General features: G+C 67.4%; 11 protein-coding genes. 4 read left to right on the top strand and 7 right to left on the bottom strand.

Going from position 1 to position 15,652, the window contains the following annotated elements:
• Positions 1-47: 47 nt before the first annotated feature.
• Positions 48-1,169, top strand: a complete 1,122-nt coding sequence (locus tag AC07NI_RS04850; RefSeq protein WP_494616570.1) for an alpha/beta hydrolase — start codon at positions 48-50, stop codon at positions 1,167-1,169.
• Here the strand turns inward: AC07NI_RS04850 and AC07NI_RS04845 are convergent.
• From AC07NI_RS04845 to AC07NI_RS04820, 6 genes are all read right to left on the bottom strand, one after another.
• On the bottom strand, positions 1,166-2,326 hold the full coding sequence (locus AC07NI_RS04845) for a YncE family protein (protein ID WP_494616568.1): 1,161 nt from the start codon (positions 2,324-2,326) through the stop codon (positions 1,166-1,168). The genes AC07NI_RS04850 and AC07NI_RS04845 overlap by 4 nt on opposite strands.
• Before the next feature lie 116 nt (positions 2,327-2,442).
• On the bottom strand, positions 2,443-5,274 hold the full coding sequence (locus AC07NI_RS04840) for a TonB-dependent receptor (protein WP_494616567.1): 2,832 nt from the start codon (positions 5,272-5,274) through the stop codon (positions 2,443-2,445).
• Positions 5,275-5,428: 154 nt separating this feature from the next.
• Positions 5,429-5,635 carry a hypothetical protein gene (locus AC07NI_RS04835; protein ID WP_494616566.1) on the bottom strand — a complete coding sequence of 69 codons (207 nt, stop codon included), beginning with the start codon at positions 5,633-5,635 and terminating at the stop codon, positions 5,429-5,431.
• Positions 5,636-5,673: 38 nt separating this feature from the next.
• Positions 5,674-9,414, bottom strand: coding sequence for a LamG-like jellyroll fold domain-containing protein (locus AC07NI_RS04830; protein ID WP_494616565.1), 3,741 nt, complete (start codon positions 9,412-9,414; stop codon positions 5,674-5,676).
• 21 nt (positions 9,415-9,435) lie between these two features.
• Positions 9,436-10,692: a C4-dicarboxylate transporter DctA gene (gene dctA / locus AC07NI_RS04825; protein WP_494616563.1), complete on the bottom strand. Its 1,257-nt coding sequence runs from the start codon at positions 10,690-10,692 to the stop codon at positions 9,436-9,438.
• A 63-nt stretch (positions 10,693-10,755) separates the two neighbouring features.
• Positions 10,756-11,943 carry a mandelate racemase/muconate lactonizing enzyme family protein gene (locus AC07NI_RS04820; RefSeq protein ID WP_494616562.1) on the bottom strand — a complete coding sequence of 396 codons (1,188 nt, stop codon included), beginning with the start codon at positions 11,941-11,943 and terminating at the stop codon, positions 10,756-10,758.
• A 94-nt stretch (positions 11,944-12,037) separates the two neighbouring features.
• Here AC07NI_RS04820 and AC07NI_RS04815 point away from each other — a divergent pair, with 94 nt between their 5' ends.
• Positions 12,038-12,979: a LysR family transcriptional regulator gene (locus tag AC07NI_RS04815; RefSeq protein WP_494616561.1), complete on the top strand. Its 942-nt coding sequence runs from the start codon at positions 12,038-12,040 to the stop codon at positions 12,977-12,979.
• Between the two features lie 3 nt (positions 12,980-12,982).
• Here the strand turns inward: AC07NI_RS04815 and AC07NI_RS04810 are convergent, their stop codons facing one another.
• Positions 12,983-14,353, bottom strand: a complete 1,371-nt coding sequence (locus AC07NI_RS04810; RefSeq protein WP_494616560.1) for a glycoside hydrolase family 28 protein — start codon at positions 14,351-14,353, stop codon at positions 12,983-12,985.
• Positions 14,354-14,556: 203 nt separating this feature from the next.
• Here AC07NI_RS04810 and AC07NI_RS04805 point away from each other — a divergent pair, with 203 nt between their 5' ends.
• Together AC07NI_RS04805 and AC07NI_RS04800 are read left to right on the top strand one after the other, a co-directional pair.
• On the top strand, positions 14,557-15,204 hold the full coding sequence (locus AC07NI_RS04805; protein WP_494616559.1) for a hypothetical protein: 648 nt from the start codon (positions 14,557-14,559) through the stop codon (positions 15,202-15,204).
• Between the two features lie 37 nt (positions 15,205-15,241).
• Positions 15,242-15,472 carry a hypothetical protein gene (locus AC07NI_RS04800; protein WP_494616558.1) on the top strand — a complete coding sequence of 77 codons (231 nt, stop codon included), beginning with the start codon at positions 15,242-15,244 and terminating at the stop codon, positions 15,470-15,472.
• The last annotated feature ends 180 nt before the right edge of the window (positions 15,473-15,652 follow it).

Genomic DNA, 15,652 nt, shown 5'->3' with positions numbered 1-15,652 from the left:
CCTTTTCGGCATTGGCCAGGATCGGGAGGAACGCGGTGAGATACGGCATGAAAAAGCTCGCCGTTTCGCTCCTGGCCCTGGCGCTCTGCTGCGCCGCCGCCCCGACCCAGGCCGCGGAGGTCGGGACCTTCTTCGTCGGCGGCCACTACGTCCGCGAAGGCCAGGCGATGGCCGGCCAGGCGCACGTGCTGTTCATGCGACCGGACAAGCCGCTGCACAGGACGCCGCTGGTGTTCATCCCCGGCGCCGGCCAGACGGTGACCAACTTCCTCTCCACGCCGGATGGCCGACCGGGCTGGGCCCAGGTGTTCGCCGACGCCGGCTGGACGGTCTATCTGATGGACCAGCCGGGACGCGGGGCCTCGGGCTACGAGGCCTCGTACGGCGCGGTAAAACGCCAGACGCCAGAGTTCCTGCAGAAGCGCTTTACGGCGACACAGAACTTCGAGCCCGCCCTGGGACAGCCGCAAGGCTGGCCGCAGGCCAAGCTGCACTCGGGCTTCCCGGGAACCGGTAAGCCGGGTGACCCGATCTTCGACCAGTTCTACGCCACCCAGGTCGAGAGCGCCGGCGGCGACGTTTCGGCGAAACTCGTGGCCGACGCCGGTGCGGCGCTGCTGGACAAGATCGGGCCGGCGATCGTCGTCACCCACTCCCAATCCGGCGCGTTCGGCTGGGCGATCGGCGAGGCGCGGCCGGCGCTGGTCAAGGCCATCGTCGCGGTCGAGCCCAGCGGCCCGCCGTTCTTCGGCGCGCCGCCACCGTGGGGCGACTCCGATCCCGACAAGTTGTCCCGGCCCTACGGCCTGACCACGACGCCGCTGGCCTACGCGCCGGCGCTGACCTCACCGGCCGATCTCGGCAGGGTCCAGGAAGCGGCGCCGGAGAAGCCCGATCTGGTCCGTTGCTGGCTGCAGCCCGAGCCGGCCCGCAAACTGGTGAACCTGTCGCGCTTTCCCATCTTCGTGCTGGTGTCGGAGGCTTCGTACCACGCGGGTTACGACCACTGCACCGTGCGCTACCTGCGCCAGGCCGGTGTCACCACCGACTTCACGCGACTGGAGGATGTCGGCCTGCACGGCGACGGGCACATGGTGATGATCGAGAAGCACTCGACGCAGATCGCCAAGCTGATCCAGGACTGGCTGAAGGCGAAAAAGCTCGACTAGGGCTCGGCGGTGCGGATCGCCGCCGGCCCGGCCGGCAGGGCGATCGCGCCCCTGGCCGTCAGGCGCTTGCCGTCGAAGCCGAACACGTCGAGGCGCTGCTCGACCGCGCACTGGACCAGCAGGGTCTTGCCGTCCTTGGACCAGGCGATCCCCTGCCCCCAGGCGCCGGTGCGGGCCTCGGTCACCTTCACCAGCTTGCCCGGCTCGTCGATCCGCCAGACCTGCACGAGACCCTGCTTGGAATAGCGCGGCGACTCGGCGCTGGCGTTGGAGCCGTCGTTGACATTGACCGCCACGAAGCGGCCATCCGGTGACATCTTCAGGCCCTCCGGCGTCAGGCCCACGGAAACGACATCGACGACGCGCGGGAAGGCTTCGGAGACGAGGTCGATCAGGCTGACCGTGTCCATGTCCTTGCCGCCGCCGCCGATATTGCCGACCACGGCGAAGCGGCGCGGACCGACGGTGTCGATCTGGTAGGGCCGCAGGCCAGGGGCCAGGGTCCTGGACTCGACGGTCACGGTCGTCCCCTCTATGCGCAGCACCGAGATCTTGTGGTCGCCGTCGCGGCTGACCAGCGCCCGCTTGCCACCGTCGAAGAAGATCGGTTCGGCGGGCGCGGACTTGGCGTCGCCGATGACCACGGTCCCGGCGGGACGCACCTCAAGGCCGGCGATGCTGAAGATCGAGACCGTGCCTTCGGCGCGGTTAGCGACCAGGGCCAGCTTGCCGTCGGGGCTGATCGAGACGCCCGAGGCGCCCTGCCCGGCCTGCAAGGTGGCGACGATGCGCGGCGGGCCGTCCTTCAGGGCGATGACGCTGACCTTGTCATCGGTCCCCTGGCCACCGGGCCCAGCTGGGGAGAGCTTACGGGCCGCGGTGACCAGGGCGATCGACTCGTCGGGCGCGACGGCGACACTGGCGGGAGGGCCAATGATGCTGGTCGGGGCCTCGACCGAGCCGAGAAGTCTTGGCGGCGAGACGGACAGATCGATCAGCGAGACCGTGTCGGGGGCCGGCTTGGCCGGAACCACCTGCTCGCCGTCGTTCAGCACCTGCTTGCCGTCGTTCGCCGACACGGCGATCTGGGCCTGCCCTCCGCAAGGCAGGGCCAGCAGACCGACGGCGAACACGCCGCTGAGAAGCCGAAGACGCATCGTCACACCGTTCGAAAGATCGCCAGGCGCGCGGACGCCGGGAGGAGAATTGGCGTCCGCGCGCCTGGCGGCGGCTCTAGCAAGGGAGGACAAGCCAGAACCGCTTCATGCCCAGGCTAGAAGGTATACCGCAGGCCCAGGATGAACTCGCGTCCGGTGTGGTGGTAGAACGAGGACCGGTCGGCGACGCTGTCGTTGAACTGGTCCTGGTACTCGTCGGTCAGGTTCACGCCTTCCAGCGACAGCTTGAAATGTTCGTTCAGCGTGTACTGGAGCGAGGCGTCGACGTTCAGGGTCGCCTTGGTGCCGTCGGCGTTGGTGCCGGCTTCCGAACCCGGGATGCGGGTCAGGTAGTTGTCACGATAGGCCGCCGAGACGCGGGCGCTCCACTTGCTGTCCTCGTAGTAGAGGGTGGCGTTGTAGGAGCTGCGCGACAGGCCGGTCAGGTCGCCGGTGGCGATGACCGCGCCGGCCCCGTTCAGGTACTGGATCTCGGACTTCACGCCCGTGTAGTTCAGCAGCACGCCGGTGTGCTTGAGCGCGCCGGGCAGGAAGCTGAAGGGCTGCTGGTAGTTGATTTCGAAGCCCTTCAGCGTGCCCCCGGGCGTGTTGACCGGGGTGCTGAACTGCCATTGAGCCGAGGGGCTGCAGCCGTTGGTCGTGCCGCAGGCGGCGATGGCCACGCTGTCGGGCAGGCCGAACGGGTTGCCGGTGAAGGCGGTGTTGGTCTGCAGTGTTTGGACGAGGCTGGAGATGTCCTTCTTGAAGAGGGCCAGCGACAGCAGGGCCGACTTCGCGAAGTACCACTCGAACGACAGGTCGTAGGCCTTGGCGCGGAACGGATCCAGGTTCGGGTTGCCCGCGCTGACCGAGCGGCCGGCGCCCGAGACGCTGACCGTGGCGCCCGGCGTGAGCGAGCCCAGGTCCGGACGCGACATCACCTTGGCCGCGCCGAAGCGGATGAGGAAGTTGTCGCGCGGCTCCAGCACCATGTTCATCGACGGCAGGGTGTCGTGGTACTTGCGCTCGGCCGTGATCGCCAGCGGCGCGCCCGAGACGTAGGTGTAGCCGTTCGAGGCCTGCTCGGTCTCGACGTAGCGGACACCGACGTTACCGCGGAAGGGCCACTCGCCGATCTGGGTGTTCCAGTCGGCCTGGACGTAGCCGCCGTTGTCCTTTTCACGGACGCCGCGGTTGTTACCCAGAGCCGGTTCCTTGCCCATCTTGAACGTGCCGCCATAAGCGGTCTGATCATAGAGGCTGAGGACGTTGGCGGCCTTCAGCGTGTCCGGGATCAGGCTGTTGAAGCCGGCGAAGTTGATCACCTGGCCGTAGGTCGACTTGTCGATGGCCACCAGGGCGGCCGGCACGGTCGGCTCGATATTGGTGCTGGTGCCGTTCGAGCGGCGGAACTCGGTGGTCTCGAAGTCGTACTTCTTGAACGAGACGCCGGCCGACAGCTTGAAGATGCCGAGGTTGTCCCACGTGCCGTCCAGCGAGGCGACGTCGTAGGTGTTGACCGCCGACTGCGGACGGATGCGGATCTGGGTCAGCACCCAGGCGTTCGGGTCCGTCAGCTTGGCGTTGCCGTAGCCGATGACCGGGTTGCGGCCTTGCGTGTAGTCGTACGAATAGCCCTGGATGTTGAACTGGTCGAACTGGACCGTGGTCTGGATCGGGTTCTGGTGGTCCGACTTGGAGTGGCCGATCAGGCCCTCGACCACGATGTCGTCGGTGAAGTGGTGCTTACCCGACAGGCCGATTTGCGTGAACTTGGTGTCCAGCTTGTCGAAGCGGTCCTCGACCCGCAGGTCGACATTGTTGAACACGCCCTTGGTCATGGTGTTGGTCGTGCTGTCGATCGTCGCCGAGACCACCTGGGTCTGGGCGATGCCGCACGAGTTGCTGACATTGGCGGCCGTACAGGCGCCGCCGACGCTGAAGGACGGGGCCTCCAGATACTGCTCCTCGCGGGTGCCCTTGAAGTCGGCATAGAGGAGGTCGAGGCTGACCTCGGTCTTGTCCGTCGGCGCGTATTGCAGCGACAGGGTGCCGCCCAGGCGCTTCTGGTCATCCTTGTAGATGTCGAAGCGCGGGAAGCGCGGGTGGAAGGCGGCGTTGTTGGCGGCCTCGGCCGGGTTGACCGTGGTCGGCAGGCCCGCGCCGTCCGGCAGGGCGTTGAAGCCCGGCGAGAAGGCGTTGCCGGTCGCCCAGCGCACGGTCGACGAGCCTTCGTCCACCAGCTTGCGCTGCGAATAGGCCACCGACAGCAGGGCGCCGAACTTGCCGTCGCCCCAGGTGTTGCTGATCATGAACGCGCCGCGCGGGTTCTTCGACTTGGCCAGGTCGTTGTAGCCAAGCTGCGCCGAGCCCACCATCGTGAAGCCCTTGTAGTCGAAGGGCCGCGCGGTGCGCAGGTCGACCGTCGCGCCCAGCGAACCTTCCTCGGTGTCGGCCGAGGCGGTCTTGCGCACCGTGATCGAGTTGAAGAGGTCCGAGGCGAAGACGTTGAAGTCGAACGAGCGGCCGCGGTTGGTGCCGCCCGAGGCGTCGGCGCCGCCGGCGGTCGTCAGGGCTTCCATGCCGTTGATGCGGACGCGGGTGAATTGGGGCCCAAGGCCACGCACCGAGATCTGACGGCCTTCGCCGCCGTCACGCGCCAGGGCCACGCCCGGGATGCGCTGGATGGATTCCGAGAGGTTGAGGTCGGGGAATTTGCCGATGTCCTCGGCCAGGATCGAGTCGACGGCGGCGGCTTCCGACCGCTTGACGTTCAGAGCCTTGTCCAGGCTGGAGCGGAAGCCGGTGACGACCACTTCGGTCACCGAGTTGTCTTCCGCCGGTGCGGCGGGCGCGGCCTGCTGAGCCGACGCGGCTCCCGCAAAAGCCAAACCCATGGCCACAGCCGAGACGCTGGCCAGCCACAGCTGGCGTTCCTTGGTACGCATATTCCCTCCCCTGTCGGGCCTTCCCATTGACGACGTCCTTGGGCCCGGCGCGGAGAGCGCTCGAGCTTGGCGTCTTGACAGGAAGACTAGGGTCGGGTGGCCGACGGCGGCCAATGCCGTGTTGGAACGCGGTTATGCTGGTTCGGCATCAGGCCTAAGCCGCTTCCCGGCGCTCCAGAAGCGCATAGCGCGCCAGGATGCGGTCGAGCGTGGTGCGCTTGATCGGCTTGGCGTCGCGCAGCTTGTTCCAGGTGGTCTCGCTGATCGCGTAGCAGTCGAAGATCCGCTCGCGCGTTACGGCGGGCAGCCGAGTGCGCAGAGCTTGGAAGGTTTCGCGGGAGATGATGACGGTTTCGGCCATGGGAATGCGGGCGCCCCGAAGGGCGCCCTCCTTGATGCTTACGGTTTGGCGACGACGGTGTTGTTGAGCTGGGTGATCTCGGCTCCGTCGGCCTTCAGGCGGACGCGGTAGCCGGCCTTCCATTCGCCCTTCAGCGCGACCTTGGCGGTCTTGGGCTTCAGGTCCAGCGGCGCGGCCAGGCCCGGAACGGTGGCGCGCGCCAGTTCCTTGCCCTGCCCGTCCTCCAGGATCACCACGCTGGCCGGCGCGGGCTTGGCGCCCAGGCTGTGGACCGTGACGTCGATGCCGCCGCCTTTCTTGGCCTTCACGTCGTCGACGCCGATGCCGAGGTCGAAGCGCGTGGCCGGGGCTTCGCCCGGGGTCTTCAGGGTGAATTCCCAGGTCGTGGTCTTGCCGGGGGCGAAGCTCACGTCGAGGCCGGCGGTGCGCTCGAAGGCGACCTCGGCGGCCGGCTCGGCCGCGCCGTCCACCGCGCGGACCACGCTCCATTGGCCGGCCGAGACGTCCCAGCCGGTCATCACCGCGTGCATCGGCTTGTCGGTCAGGTTGAAGGCCGTGACCTTGAAGCTCTTCTCGCCGGTGCCGGTGACCAGGATGCCGACATCCTCGGCCGCGGTCGGCGTGTCGAAGCGCCAGCTGACCAAGTGTCCGGGGACCAGCTGGTTACGGCGCAGGGCCATGCCGCCCAGGCGGGTGCGCTGCAGGGTGTCGCTGAACAGCTCCACGCGATCCGACCACCAGTGGGCGTCGGTCATCATCCACATGCGCTGCTCGGCCGTGACGACCTCGTCGTGGAAGACCTTCTCCAGGTACTTGGTGTCGCCGCTGGTCTTCCAGGCCTGGTACAGCGTGTAGGCGTCGTCCGCGCCGGCGTCCGCGTCGGCCTTCAGCTTGGCGCCCCAAGTATCGCGCATGCCCAGCTTCTCGACGACATCGGCATTGAGCTCGTCGAGATCGGCCAGCTTGCCCTTGACCATCTCGCCCTTCAGCGGCCGCAGGTACTTGTCGTCCCCGGTCCAGCGCCAGGCGGCCCAGAACAGCTGGGCGGTCGAGACATTGCCCCGCGCGCCGGCCACCAGTTCACCGCGGCTCTCGCCGGTCGCCGAATGGATGTCCTCCGGATAGACCCACGAGCCGTCGGGCCGCTGCTTGCCGTGGGCCATGTGGCCGTCGGCCAGGTCGACGACCAGCTTCTTGATGGTCGGGTCGCCGTTGAAGTCGGACAGAACGACGCCCGGATGCAGGATCAGATACGAGTACGGGTGCGACCAGCCCCACGGGCCGTCGCGCGACACGTCGGTGGCCGAGAAGAACCGGCTGATCACGTGGACGTGGCCGTCCTCGGCCTTCTGCATGACGGTCGGATAGGCCCGCGCCGTCTCCATCAGCCGCTCGACGACCTTGGGGTCGCCATAGCCGGTGTACATGGCCTCGGACTTGGCGTTGATCGCCTCTTCGTACGAGTGCAGCTCGTCGGTCTTGATCTTGCCAAGGCCGTTCGGGAGCATGTCGTTCTTGTAGGCCGCATCGACAAGGGCGTTCAGCGAAGCGGTGACCTTGTCGGGGATGTCGCCCATCAGCGCCAAGGGCGGCCACTGCTGGGTCAGGTCGTCATCGTCCGAGATGCCGCCGCCGAAGTCGCCGTACGAGACCTGGCGGTTGTCGATCCACCACTCGATGAACTTGCGGACCCGTTTGAGGTCTTCCGTCTGTAGGAACGCCCAGGCCGGGACGCCGGCCGGGGTCGTCGGGACGGTGACCGGCACGCCGGGCTGCTCAGGGTTCAGCTCGGCCCACATCTCGCGGCCATGCTGGTTCTTCGGATCGATCCGCAGCAGGTCCGACAGCTCCAAATCGAGGCGCGCATAGCGGGCCAGACGCTTGGAGACGTCGTGCTCTTCCACCAGGAAGGCCAGGTTGTCGCGCGCCTGCGCCAAACGATCGGCGACGTGCTCGGCCTTGGCGTCCTCGGCGGGCTTGAACTTCAGGCGGACGTTCATGCCGTCCAGTTGGCGGGCGTCGAAGTCCGCGCCGGCTCCGGCGATGGTGATCAGCAGGCTCTTGCCCGGCATGATCATCCGGTCGCGGGTGTCGAGGAACACGGTCCGCGCCTCGCCCGGCTTGACCGAGACATTGACGTCCAGCAGGTCGCGGCCCGGCCACAGCGGGTCCTTGACCTTGATGTTCAGCGGGAACAGGCCGCCAGCCAGCGGCGCGACCTTCAGGGCCGGGATGTCGATCGCCACGCCGTCGAGGCCGGCGTCCATGCCCTGCCAGCCGTACTGGAACTTGCCGACCGGACCCGCAGCGCGGGTCTGGCGGAAGTCGGCCGGGATCAGGATGTGGGCGATCGGCAGGCTCGCACCCGCGTCAGCCTTGCGCGGCGAAGTCGGGGCCTTGGCCGGCAGGGCCGCGACCATGGTCCGCTCGCCGGCGGCGAAGCGGCCCTTCACGAAGGCCGTCAGCTCGTCCAGCGACGGATAGACGCCGACGTCGGCTTCCAGCTTGACCTTGTAGCTCAGCGTCGTCTCGTCGGGCTCGGCGCCGCCAGCCACGAAGTAGGCGCCCAGCTCCTGGATCGGGGTCTCCTGGACGACGTTCTCGAACTTCAGCTGGCCGCCGGTGCGGGTCGCGAACTGGTTGAGGGTGCGCAGCTCGCCCTGCGGGCGCTTGATCACCAGCTTGTCGGGGCCGTTCAGCGTGCCATAGGCCGCGCCCTGAAACTCCAGGCGGTTCCATTGTTCGTTCGGCAGGGTGAAGGTGATGCCCTTACCGCCCTCGGTGTAGACGTTCCAGTCTGGTAGCTCGAAATAGTCGTGGCGGCCCGGCAGCTTGGAGCGGTTGTAGACGCCCGGCCACGTGGTCTCGGGGATGCCGTCCGAGCCCAGGCTCATGCGTTCCTTCAGATCGAACTGGTCGGTGAACTCGACCTTGCGGATCTTGGTGGCGGCGTCGGCCAGGTACGGCGGCGGATCGGTCGGACGGTTCCAGCCATAACGATAGAGCCAAGCCTTCATGTCCGGCCCGGGCGCGGCGCCCGAGGGTTCCTTGCCGCCGGCCAGGGTCGCCACGTCGGCGTCGCCCAGGGCGTGGTCGTAGATGCGAATGTCGTCGACATCGCCGCCGCGGATGAACTGGTAGGCGCTCTGCACCTGGTGGGGCGAAACCACCCGGCTGTGCGGTCCGAACTGATCCAGGCCTGCGTCCAGGGCGGCGGTCTGCGCCTTCGCGGCCACGGGCTTGCCGTCGATATAGAGGGCGATGCCCTTGGCCTCGTCCCAGGTGAAGGTCACCAGCACCCACTGGTCGGGCTTGGGCGCGGCTTGGGTCGTCGAGACCCGCACACGGGACAGATTGTTGTCGGTGACGAAGGCGTCGAAGCCCTTGCCGTTCCAGTCGATGCGCAGCCAGGCCATGTCCCAGCTGGCGTGGTCGGCGTAACCGACGCGGAACAGCGGGAACGGCGTGGTCCCGATCGGGTCGCGGCCGCGCCAGTAGAAGCTGAGCGTGCCACGCTGGGCGTAGATGTTGCCCGGGGCCATCCAGCTCAGCACCTGCTCGCTGGAGGCCTCGATATAGGCGCCGTGGACGGGATCGGTCTTGAGCTTGACCTTGTCGACGAAGTTGGGTGTCGCCTCCCCGGCCGCCACGTCCGCCTTCAGGCCCTTGTCGCCCGTGAGGTGGAACAAAAGGCCGTCGGCCCTGCCGATGGTCGGCAGGGCCAGAAAAGCGGCGGAGGCGAGCAGCGCGGCCCGAAGGGCCTTATGGGATCGACGCACCGAGGTGCTCCTTCTTACTCACTAAGCTTGTTTCAGGGTCGCGCGAGCCTGGTCCATGTCCAGGGCCCCGTCCCACTTGGCGATCGCCACCGTGGCGACGCTGTTGCCGATCAGGTTGGTCACCGCCCGCGCCTCGTTGAGGAAACGATCGACGCCCAGCAGCAGCACCAGGCCGCTGACCGGGATCGCGTGCAGGGTCGACAGCGTCGCGGCCAGGGTGATGAAGCCGGCGCCCGCCACGCCCGCCGACCCCTTCGAGGTCAGCAGCAGCACGCCCAGGATCACCACCTGGTCGAAGATCGACAGGTGGGTGTTGGTCGCCTGGGCCACGAACACCGTGGCCAGGGTCAGGTAGATGCAGGTGCCGTCGGCGTTGAAGGTGTAGCCGGCCGGCAGGACCAGACCCACGACCGGCTTGGCGCAGCCCATCTTTTCCAGCTTCTGCATCAGCTTGGGCAGCACCGCCTCGGTCGAGCAGGTGCCCAGAACGACGAAGATCTCCTCGCGGATGAAGCCCAGGAACTTCCAGAACGACAGGCCCGTCGAGCGCATGACTAGGCCCAGCACGATGATCACGAAGGCCGCCGAGGTGATGTAGAGCGCCAGCAGCAGGCGGCCCAGCGACCACAGGGTGTCCAGGCCGTACTTGCCGATGGTGAAGGCAATCCCCGCCCCCGCGCCCAGCGGCGCCAGGCGCATGACGATGCCGACGATCTTGAACAGGGCTTCCAGGAAGACGTCGATGAAGTCGACCATCGGCTTGGCCCGCTCGCCCATCTGGCTGGCGGCCACGCCGGTCAGCACCGACAGCAGGATGACCTGCAGCATCGCGCCCTTGGCGAAGGCGTCGACGAAGGTGGTGGGAATGATCTCCAGCAGGAAATGGATGATCCCCTGCTCCTTGGCCGCCTCGGTGAAGGTCGCCAGCTGCTTGCCGTCCAGGGCCCCGGCGTCGATGTTCATCCCGACGCCCGGCTTGACCAGATTGACGACGATCAGGCCGATCACCAGGGCGATGGTCGACAGCACCTCGAAATAGATCAGGGCCTTGGCGCCGATCCGGCCGACCTCCTTGAGGTCGCCCATGCGGGCCATGCCCACCACCACGGTCCCGAAGATGATCGGGGCCAGCAGCATCTTGATCAGCTTGATGAAGCCGTCGGCCAGCGGCTTCATCGCCGTCCCGACCTGGGGGAAGAAATAGCCGACCAGGGCCCCGATCACGATACCGATCAGGACCTGGATGTAGATCTGCGAGAGCAGGCGCTTGGCGTTCAAGTGGTTAGTCCCCCCGAGGACGCCCGGCTGTCTTCGCCGGGTCGTCCCGTTTCAGTGCTCGTATCAGGCCGCGCGGTGGGCGACATCCTCGGTCAGGGTGCGCATCAGGGCGTAGAGCTCCGACTTGGCCTCGAAGCCGACGCCCGGGACGTCCGGCAGGCCGACATAGCTGTTCTCGACCCGGATGCCGTCGGCGAAGCCGCCGAACGGCTTGAAAACGTCGGGATAGGACTCGTTGCCGCCCAGGTGCAGGCCGGCGGCGATGTTCAGCGACATCTGATGGCCGCCGTGGGGCACGATCCGGCGCGACGACCAGCCGTTCTCGTCGAGCACCTTCAGCGTGCGCAGATACTCGACCAGGCCGTACGACAGGGCGCAGTCGAACTGCAGATAGTCGCGGTCCGGACGCATGCCACCGTGGCGCAGCAGGTTGCGGGCGTCCTGGTGCGAGAACAGGTTCTCGCCGGTCGCCATCGGCAACTCGTAGTGCTTCGAAAGCTCGGCCTGCAGGGCGTAGTCCAGCGGGTCCCCGACCTCTTCGTACCAGAACAGATTGTAGGGCTTCAGGGCCTCGGCATAGGCCAGACCCGTCTCCAGGTCGAAGCGGCCGTTGGCGTCCACCGCCAGGTTCTGGCCGTCGCCGACGATCTCCAGCACCGACTCGATGCGACGCAGGTCGACGTCCAGCGAGGCGCCGCCGATCTTCATCTTGACGACCTTGTAGCCGCGGTCGCGATAGCTGCGCATCTCGGCCTGCAGCTGGGCGTCGTCCTTACCCGGATAATAGTAGCCGCCGGCGGCGTAGACCCAGACCTTGTCGTCGGCCTGGCCGCCGCGATAGCGCTCGGCCAGCAGCTGGTACAGCGGCTTCTCGGCGATCTTGGCGACGGCGTCCCAGACGGCCATGTCGATCGTGCCGACCGCCACCGAGCGCTCGCCGTGACCGCCCGGCTTCTCGTTCGTCATCAGGGTGTTCCAGATGGCGAACGGGTCGAGGTTGTCGTTCTTCTCGTCGATCAGGCTCTCGGGCTTGGCCTCGGCCAGGCGCGGCAGGAAGCGTTCGCGCATCAGGGCGCCCTGCCCGTACCGGCCATTGGAGTTGAAGCCGTAGCCAATGACCGGCTTGCCGTCGCGCACGACATCGGTGATGACGGCGACAACCGAACAGGTCATCTTCGAGAAATCGATATAGGCGTTGGCGATCGGCGAGGCGATTGAGACCGTCTTCTCGCGGATGTCTAGAATGCGCACGGGGTTCTCCACTTGTCGGGCAAACCCTAGGCCGACACCCTTTCGACGGGCCAATGCCATTCTCGACGGTCGCTATGCGTAACAGGCATCATCCATGGAACTGATCTGGCTGGAAGATTTCGTGGCCCTGGCCGAGACGGGCAACTTCTCGCGCGCCGCCGAGAACCGCAACGTCACCCAACCCGCCTTCAGCCGTCGCATCCGGGCGCTGGAGGACTGCATCGGCGCGCCGCTGTTCGACCGCACCGCCAACGGCGTAGCCCTGACCGCCGCCGGCCAGCAGTTCCGCACCGGGGCCGACGAGCTGATCCGCCGGATCATCCAGCTGCGCCGCGAAGCGCGCGAGGCCGGCGGCAAGGAGGCCGCGACCCTGCGCTTCGCCGCCACCCACGCCCTGTCCTACACCTTCTTCCCGCAGTGGATGCGCCTGCTGGAGTCGCGCGCGCCGCTGGGGCCCGTGCGCCTGATCTCCGACAGCATGCAGGCCTGCGAGGAGCTGATGCTGCACGGCCAGGCGCAGTTCCTGCTGTGCCATCACCATGCCGCCGCGCCGGGGCGCTTCGGCTCGCAGTTCCGTTCGGTGGTGGTGGGTCGGGATGCGCTCGTCCCGTTCTGTGCGCCCGATGAAGCGGGCAAGCCGCGCTGGAGGCTGTCGGAGGACGACGCCGACATCCCGTATCTGGGCTACAGCGCCGAGTCAGGCCTGGGCCGGATCCTGGAATCGCAGCGGTTCGTCGATCGCGCCTCGGGCCTGCGCGAGGTGTTCTCGGCTCGCCTGGCCGCCAGCCTGATGCCGATGGCCCGTGACGGACGCGGCGTGGCATGGCTGCCGGCGACGCTGGCCGAACTCGAAGTCTCCGAGGGCCGCCTGGTCCGCGCCGGCGGGACCGAATGGGACGTCGCGGTCGACATCCGCGTCTTCCGCCCCGCCGCTCGCCAAAGCCTGGCGGCCGAGGGTTTCTGGTCGGAGTTGGGGGCGTTCAAGGGAACGGACGACGCGCCGCCCGAAGGCGACGCGCTGGCCGTGAACGGCTGAGGCCTACTTCCCGGCCTTGATCACACCACCGGCCTCGGGCCGAAGCGGCGTCTTGTCGGTCGAGGCGATCGCCACGGCCTGCGTCACCACCTCGGCGTTGCGGACCAGCAGGCCCTTCTTGGCCGAAATCTTGATGTTCTTCAGCGTGATGCCGATCGGCTTCTCGGGCAGGCCGACGATGATGCCGGCCAGGTCCGCGCCGGTGGCGGTGACGCCGTCGACGACGATGCCCGACATGTCCGGCGTCTTGTCACGGACGAACGGCTGGGCCGGATCGGTCGGGCCCGGCCAGATCTGGTTGCCCAGGATGAAGCCGCCCGGCTGCAGCTGCTTCTCGGCCGAGGCGATGTCGAGCGGCCTGTACTCGTAGTAGCTGGTGAAGACCAGCGGGGTCTCGACGTCCTTCATGGTGTTGTTCTTGAACACCACGTCCTTGATCGTCCCGCCCTTGCCGCGCATCGACTTGATCCGCAGGCCGTACATCGAGCCCTCGAAGGTGTTGTTCTCGACCCGCACGCGCTGGACGCCGCCGCTGGAGCCGCTGCCGATGCAGATGCCGCGACCTTCCAGGATGGTGTTGTTGGCGATCAGGATGTCGGACGACACCGCGTCCGGATAGCGCGCGTCGGGGCCGTTCGACTTGATGGCCACGATGTCGTCGCCGACGCTGATGACGTTGTTGGTGATCACGACGTGGCGCGTATTCATCGGGTCGATCGCGTCGGTGTTCGGCGCGTGGGCCGGCGCGGTGATGCGGACCTTGTTGATGGTGATGTAGTCGCTGTTGTTGATCACCAGATGGAACGACGGCGAGTTCTCGAAGCGTAGACCCTCGAACAGGACGTTCTTGCTCTTGTTGATCCAGACCAGGCGCGGACGCTCGTCCTTCTGCTGCTGGCGGGCCTGGCCGTTGGTGGCGTAGTCGGGGATCGAGCGCCACACGGCGCGGATCCGCTCCCACCAGACCTGGCCCTGGCCGTCGACCAGGCCCTCGCCGACGAGGGCGACGTTCTCGGCCCCATCGACATTGATCACGCCCACGCGCTCGCCTTGCGGGAACAGCGAAGCGTCGGTGCCGGCCAACACCTCGGCGCCCTTCTGGATTTCCAGGCGGATGTTGGACTTCAGCCAGATCGGGCCGATCAGGTATTCGCCGCGCGTCACCCGCACGGTGCCGCCGCCGGCCTGCGCGCAGGTGTCGATGGCCTTCTGGAAGGCCTCGGTGTCGAACCAGATGCGCGTGCCGCCGGCGCCGTACTCACGGACGTCGCAGATCTTGGCGGGGAACTTGTTGGTCGACTGGGCCTGGGCGGCGTTACCCAGCAGCAACAGACCGCCCGCCAACGCGGTCGCCGTGATCAGACCGTTTCGCATACTCGCCTCCCAGAATTTTGCCGGAGACTAGGAGACACGCCCCCCGTTCGCCCATGCCGAAATCGAAGTTCGTCATGCCGACCGGGCATTGCCTGTCATGCTTTGTCACAATCGCGATGCAGAGCCGCAAGGCGGCCTCGCCACTCTCGAACGTGTTGAAAGGCCGCTCCCCGATGGCGCGGCCCCTGTTCGGGAGAACAAGGATGAGCAAGACACACACCCGCCTGTTGGCCCTGGCCGCTATCGCTGGATTCGCCGTCGCCGGCGCCGCGAGCGCCGAAACCGTCCGCCTGCCCGCCAAGCAAACCGCCCTGTCGGCCGACCACTTCCACGCCAAGACCCAGGTCATTGACGACCCGCTCGACATCGAGACCGTGGTCAGCACCGAGCGCGGCTTCCAGACCGGCAAGGGCATGTTCAAGTCGCCCCGCAACGACAACCACCTGCGGGCGGTCGTCGACAAGCGCTCGGGCGCGACCCGCTTCGAAGTGCGCCAGACCCTCATCTATCCGGGCTCGATCCGCGGCTTCACCGAGGTCTCGTACCAGACGGGCCAATGGCCGGTCGAAGCGCCGCTGACCAAGATCCGCGACAACGCCAGCCACTGCTTCCTGTTCGAAGCGCCGGAAGTGTGCCGCGAGGAGGTCTCGTTCGGCATCAGCGAAAGCGAGCTGCGCCGCGCCGCCGCCACGCCGGGCGCCTGGGCCTTCAAGTTCACCTCGGGCAAGGGCTACGAGCACCGCACCGCCATCACCCACGCCGAGATCGAGGGCCTGCTGAAGGCCGTCGACACCTACCGCCGCACCCTGCCCGCCAGCCAGGCGCAGGCCGACACCACGGCGGGCGGCTAATCCCCCGCGTTCCCAGTTCCCTGGAGTCTGTTTCCCTATGAAAGCCTTCGCATCCCTCGGCCTCGTCGCCGCTTGCCTGTTGGCCACCCCGGCCATGGCCGGCCCCGCCGGCACCGGCCTGACCTTCACCGAGGAGGTCATGAAGAAGAACCTGCAGAAGCGCGCCGCCGCCGAGGCCCAGGCGGCCGCGGACTGCGCCCCGCAGAAATCCGCCGACAAGGCCAGCGCCGAGTCCAAGGAAGCCCCCGACACCTGCCGCGCCAGCTAGCGCGGTGTCCCGGACGGTCGCCGGAGCTTCATCATCTCCGACGGCCCGCCCTCGCGTGCTCCCCTACCTGCAAAATGCGCGCGAGGGCCCAGTTTCGCGGGATACGAGAGTATCCCCCGCTTTTGGGTTGGAGCCGGCGAGAAATCGTCGGCTCCAGTCTTGTGACCGGCGCTATGGCGC

The organism is Caulobacter sp. GW821-FHT10E02, assembly GCF_059415225.1.
Note: the sequence above shows the minus strand (reverse complement) of the source record. Positions and strands in the feature narration are given on the sequence as shown.